Consider the following 4,487-nt stretch of genomic DNA (forward strand, 5'->3'; position numbering starts at 1 on the left):
CCGTTCGGGCCTATTCGCCCGGTCCCCGCGCGGCGTTCGCCCCGCCCCCCCGCGCCGGCGCGGGCGCGGTTGCCGCCGAACACCACGGTCACCTCGTCAACGTGCAGCAGTGAGCCCACGTTCGAGCACCTCCTCGTCCTCGGGACGCCACGGGGTGCGCACGCCGAGCCACTCCACCGGCACCGGTTCGTCGGCAACGATTTCCGCCCGCCGGGCACGGCGCCCGTGCCCGAGACGTCCGGCGAGCGCGGCGACCACGAGCCCCAGACAGAAGCCCCAGCCGTCGATCACCTCGAGCAGACGCAGCCCCCACAGCGCCAGGGCCACCGCGATCAGCACAGGCGCGACCAGGCGATCGCGCAGCATCGGCACCCAGCCCGCGCGCAGCGAATGCAGTGCCCCGGTGCGCAACACCCCGCCGCCGAAGGCGATGCCGCCCGCGGCGGGCAGCACCTGGGCCAGGTTGTGCAGGGCGGGCCACAGGGTCGGGATCACGTTCAGCGGTCCGGCGAACACCGCGCCGGTGAACATGCCCGCCCCGACCGAGCCGACACCCGCGATCACGACGATGAGGAAGATCGGCAGCCCGGCCACGAAGTTGAACTGCTCGGCGGTGACCGCCTGCAACTGCATGCCGTAGAGCGCGCCGCCGAGCCCGGCGATGGCCGCCGAGAGCGCGAACACCAGCACCCGGCCCGCCATCAGGTTGCCGCCGAGGGTGGCGTAGGCGGCCTCGCTGTCGCGCAGCGCGATCAGCCGGCGCCCGAAGCGGCTGCGCCGCAGCCAGACCACGCCGAGCCCGGCCAGTGCCAGGCACACCGAGGCGAAGACGGTCAACTCGGCGGTGCTGTCGAGCCGCCACCCGAACAGGTTCGGCCCGGCCAGCGAGACCGAGCCCTGCTCGAACAACGAGATCCGCACGCCCAGGATCTCGAAGGAGGGCAGGGTGAAGATCCACCGGTCGAGCACCACCGCGAAGGCCGCCGTCGCCAGTGCCATGTAGACCCCGGACAACCGCAGCGCGGGCACCGCGATCAGCACGCCGACCGCACCGGCGACGAGCATGGCCGCCGGGATCGCCCACCATTGCCCGTCGGGACCGAGATGCCCGTAGGCGACCGCGCCGACGCCCGCGATGCTCAACTGGCACAACGAGATCTGACCGGCCAGACCGACCAACGGCACGAACGACAGCCCGATCACACCCCAGGCGAACATGGCGCCGTAGGTGATCAGATCGGACTCGCTGAGCATGCTCGCCAGCATCAGGCCGGCCACCACGATCACCGCCGCGAAGGCCAGCGACCCGCTCCTCGTCGGCAGCGGCACCGGGTTGACCTTGGTGTCGCGCCGCCGCAGCCGCCCGTGCGGGAACAGCAGCAGCGCCAGGAACAGCAGCAGTGCGGGCGCGGCCAGCCGCAGGCCGGGCAGGTACTCGTTCTGCGGCAGGTAGCCGGTCAGGTAACTCTCCAGGCAGCCGACCACCACCGCGCCGACGAACACCATCGGCAGGTTCTTCAACCGGCCGAAGATGGCCGCGGTGTAGGCGCTGACGATGAGCAGCGAGAGCTGGGCGGCGTCCAATGCCACCATCGGGGCGATGAGGATGCCGCCGATCGCGGCCAGTTCGATGCCGAGGATCCAGGCCACCGTGTCGGCGCGGCGCGGATCGGCGCCGGTGAGCCCGACCAGGGCCTGATCGTCGACGGTCGCGCGCATCTCCACGCCCGCCCTGGTGCGGTGCAGCAGGATGCGCAGGCCGATCGCGACGGCCACGGCGACGACCATGGTGAGCGCCTGGTGTCCGGTGACGGTCACCGGCCCCAGATCGATCGGCTTCGAGCCGGCGAAGAACTTCGGCAGCGCCCGCGCCTTGTTCGGATCCCAGATCCAGCGCGCCATGACGATCAGGCCGCTGAGGATGGCGACCGTCATGACCAGTTTCTCCGCGTCGCCCAGCTGCTGGGTGGGCGCGAGCGCCTTGGCGAACAGCACCCCGAACAGGGGCGCGAAGACCAGCAGCACCACTGCCAGCGCGGGCAGCACCGGCCAGCCCCACCCGATGGTGAACTGCCAGTACACGAACGCCGAGACCATGCCCGCCGCGCCGTGCGCGAAGTTGAACACCCCGGTGGTGGTGTAGGTCAGCACCAGTCCGCTGCCGATCACCGCGTAGATCGCGGCGGTGCTCAGGCCGACGATCCCGAAGGCGAGGAACTGCTCCATCAGCGCGCCCGTCCTGTCATTCCAGGTCGGCGAGGGACTTGCCGACGTCGGCCAGTGTCATGGGCGCGCCGACCGGCGTGGCGTAGCGGTAAGGCGTGACCCCGCAGCGGTAGACGCCGTCGGTGGCGCCGAAGTCCACGGCCCGCCAGCCGTCCGGGGTCGCCTTCTGCACGTTGAAGCAGCGCGGCTGGTCCGACAGCGGCGTGGGAAGATCGCCCGGGGCCAGCAGGCCACCGCCGGTCCAGGCCGTCTCCTGGCGCGCGTTGTCGAACACGCACGCGCGGGTCAGCCGATCACCGCAGGCGGTGGCGGACTTGGCGAACAGCACCCAGGCCGAGAAGGCCTTGAGCGCGGGGAAGGTGATCGCGGCGTCGGGGGCGTAGCGCTGGTAGAGGTCGAGCACCTGCCGCACGGCAGGCACCCGGTCGGCGGCGTCGAGCGGGGCGATGCCGGACAGGTCGGCGTAGTTGTTCTGCGCTGCCAGCGAATCGGCGGCCAATTCGACGAACTCCGGGTTGTAGGCGTTGGCGTTGGCGTCGATCCAGTCCAGCCGGTAGTCCATGCCGGTCAGCACATCCTCGAGCTTGGCCAGGCTGCGGAAGTCGCCGAAGAAGATCAGCCCGCGCACATTCCTGGATTTGATCGCCTGCGCGTACGGGGTCCAGTCGGCGACGCCGGAGGCCGGGTAGAGCTCGTCGTAGACGATCCGCGCGCCGTGGGCCCGTAGCGATTCGACCATCTTGGGGCCCATCGCCTTGGTGACCGGCGAGTCGCCGTTGATGATGCCGATGGCCTCGCCGGAGCCGGGGTGGGCCTCGTCGATCAGCCACTGCTGGAAACCGGTGTAGGGGTTGACGTTCTCCGCCGCCGAGGCGCCGACCGCCAGTTGCAGGTCGGAGCCGATGTTGGCGATCTGGGCGACCTGGCCGGGGAATTCCGGCAGCAGGCACGACAGCCGGTCCTTGACGCCGAGACCGTCGAGCGCCGAGCCGCCGCCGACCAGGAAGAAGTCCTCACGGCAGGCGTCGAGCATGCGCTGACGGACCTCGGTGAGCCTGGAGTCGCGGATCTCGTAGGTCAGGGTGCGCCCGTTGATGCCGCCCGCCTCGTTGCACCAGGAGGTGAAGACCTGGGCCGCGGCGTCGAACTCGGGATTCTTGGTGAAGCCCATGTCGGAGAAGACGCCGACCTGGATCTGCGTGTCGGTCACGCCCTGCGCCGTGGCGCCCCTCGCGTCGCCGGGACCGCAGATGCCGGACAGGTCGCCGAAATCACCGGAGACCGCCGCGGCGGGACCGCCTTCGGTTTCGGTGGCGCCGCCCTCGCGGCCGCAACCCGCCACGACCAGCGCGGCCGCCATCAGCGCGACGAGTATTCGCTGGGATCTCACGTCTTCCTCCTTCGCGGCCCGCGCCCGACGCCGCCGCCTCACGGAAACTATCCTCTCAGAATCGGAGAATCAATAGTCCAGTTTCGTAGAGCAAGATGTCCATCGAGTGTAACGGCCGAACAACCCCCCGAGCCGATGACGGACGACCCCAGTACGTCTGCCCACGCGGTTCCCGCGTTGACACCCGACGCGCAGCGTGAAAATCTATGTTCAGTTTATGAGAATATGATTCTCGGGAGGTGTCGATGCGGTTGCCACCGCTACCCGCCGACGAGTGGGACGACCGCAGTCGCCGGGCGCTGCGCGCATTGCTGCCCCGCGCCAGGCAGAACCCGGAGGGAGCGGGGCCCGCGATGTCGACGATGGTCCGGCACCCGGCCCTGGTCGAGGCGTTTCTGCAGTTCGGCGTCTATCTGCTGTTCCGGTCCACGCTGCCCGCCCGGTTGCGCGAGCTGGCGGTGCTGCGGGTCGCCCACCGCGCGGGCTGCGCCTACGAGTGGGAGCACCATCTCGAGATAGCCGCCGAGTCCGGGCTCGACGCCGACGACATCGCCGCCATCCGGCTCGGCCGCAGCGCCGACCCGTTCGACCAGATGGTGCTGACGGCCGTCGACGAACTGACCGAGCACGCCACCCTGACCGATGACAGCTGGGCCGCCCTGCGCGCGCACCTCGACGAGCGGCAGGTCATGGACTTCGTCTTCACCGTCGGCGGCTACACGACCATGGCCATGGCGTTCAACACCTTCGGCGTCGAGCCCTGACCTGCCGCCTCCCGGCCGCGGGCGCCCCCCCCCGCACCCGGCCCGCCGCCCGCCCCCACACCCCAACGATAAGGCCATGCGGGCCAACCCCAACCAACCCCCCGGGG

The 4,487-nt window shown here is 70.5% G+C and carries 3 protein-coding genes; 1 reads left to right on the forward strand and 2 read right to left on the reverse strand.

The window, feature by feature from the left end:
- Positions 1-96 precede the first annotated feature (96 nt).
- Positions 97-2,226 carry an ABC transporter permease gene (locus tag QH283_RS01510; RefSeq protein WP_280501222.1) on the reverse strand — a complete coding sequence of 710 codons (2,130 nt, stop codon included), beginning with the start codon at positions 2,224-2,226 and terminating at the stop codon, positions 97-99.
- A gap of 16 nt (positions 2,227-2,242) precedes the next feature.
- Positions 2,243-3,616 carry an ABC transporter substrate-binding protein gene (locus QH283_RS01515; protein ID WP_280501223.1) on the reverse strand — a complete coding sequence of 458 codons (1,374 nt, stop codon included), beginning with the start codon at positions 3,614-3,616 and terminating at the stop codon, positions 2,243-2,245.
- A 245-nt stretch (positions 3,617-3,861) separates the two neighbouring features.
- On the opposite strand from QH283_RS01515, the gene QH283_RS01520 reads away from it, so the two are divergent.
- Positions 3,862-4,380, forward strand: a complete 519-nt coding sequence (locus QH283_RS01520) for a carboxymuconolactone decarboxylase family protein (RefSeq protein ID WP_280501224.1) — start codon at positions 3,862-3,864, stop codon at positions 4,378-4,380.
- Positions 4,381-4,487 lie beyond the last annotated feature (107 nt).

This window comes from Nocardia farcinica (genome assembly GCF_029867845.1).
Lineage (GTDB): Bacteria > Actinomycetota > Actinomycetes > Mycobacteriales > Mycobacteriaceae > Nocardia > Nocardia farcinica_A.

Bases quoted from the DNA above. Each gene is read 5' to 3' on its own strand.
- QH283_RS01510 (WP_280501222.1), bottom strand. From the start codon at position 2,226: ATGGAGCAGTTCCTCGCCTTCGGGATCGTCGGCCTGAGCACCGCCGCG.
- QH283_RS01520 (WP_280501224.1), top strand. From the start codon at position 3,862: ATGCGGTTGCCACCGCTACCCGCCGACGAGTGGGACGACCGCAGTCGC.